Origin of the sequence: Candidatus Enterococcus murrayae, assembly GCF_017315985.1 — a bacterium.
GTDB classification, from domain to species: domain Bacteria; phylum Bacillota; class Bacilli; order Lactobacillales; family Enterococcaceae; genus Enterococcus_A; species Enterococcus_A murrayae.
In genome coordinates this window covers 1-1,066 of record NZ_JAFLVR010000101.1, presented here as the reverse complement: position 1 = coordinate 1,066, position 1,066 = coordinate 1, and the positions used below count along the sequence as shown (strand labels likewise).

Sequence of the window (1,066 nt, the reverse complement as noted above, 5' to 3'; positions counted from 1 at the left end):
TTTCGATGGGTTAGCAACATTTTTTTTAGTGTTTTACTCATCGGGATGATCCTTAGTGACGCTTCCGTCTTCGAATCAGCCATGATCAATTGCGTTCTGCGTCTAGCATTTACTGCTGGGATTCTCTGATACGTATGACGAACATAAATAAGATTTTCATCAAAATCGATATCCTCCCACTTTAGAGCGGCGATTTCTCCGATCCGCATACCGGAATACATTGCTAATAGCGTCGGGATGCCATACCCTTTCTTTTCCTTCGCAGCAACTTTCATTACTTTTTTTTGCTCAGTCATAGATAGTGCACGAATTTTTGATTGTTTGGCTTTGGGAATCTTGAGCTCAGCAAAGGGATTCATATTCAGTTTTCCCACTTTTTTTGCTTGATTTAAACATTTGTTTAGTATGCGAAAAATGACTTGTACGGTGGACCTGGCTAATTTCTTTTGTAGTTCTTGAAGTAGTGATTTGCCGGTTTCTAATGATAGTTCGTTTAATGAGATATTCTTGATTATCGGTAATACATATTTACTCAATTTATAATAATAACTAGATAGTGTGGATGGTTTGACCTCACTTTGAACTTCAGCCAGCCATTCTACGGACCATTCCTCAAACGTTTCAGCGGAACTTCCTTGTATTTTTTGTAATGAGTGATAATGAATTCTCAGCGGGTAAAGCAACTGTTTCACTTCGGTATAGCTTCTTCCATAGATATAACCATATCGTAGTTTTCCATTACTTTTTCTTCCTTTTGGATACCTTCCTTCCCAACGACCATCTTTTCGCAGATAGATATTTTCTCCTTTGCGCATAAAAACTCCTCCTATATATTGACGGCTCACCAGACGGTTCATTTTTCGTTGTTTTCTTATAAAAAAACAACAATACGAACGCCAATATTAGTTTTTTATTATTGGTTTCTCTAAAAATAATTATTTTTATAAAGCGTATTGCCTATTAATAATTAATAATATATAATTACTTTATGAATTGTTTTTGATATATCAAACAAATAAGTTGATATCTTTCATTCAATTGCAGCTGTTTCTAGTTTTTTATAAGA

At 34.7% G+C, this 1,066-nt stretch carries 1 protein-coding gene; it reads right to left on the bottom strand.

The window, feature by feature from the left end:
- A partial coding sequence (locus JZO85_RS23550) for a tyrosine-type recombinase/integrase (protein ID WP_207110838.1) occupies positions 1 to 815 on the bottom strand: 815 nt, incomplete at its 3' end.
- Positions 816 to 1,066 lie beyond the last annotated feature (251 nt).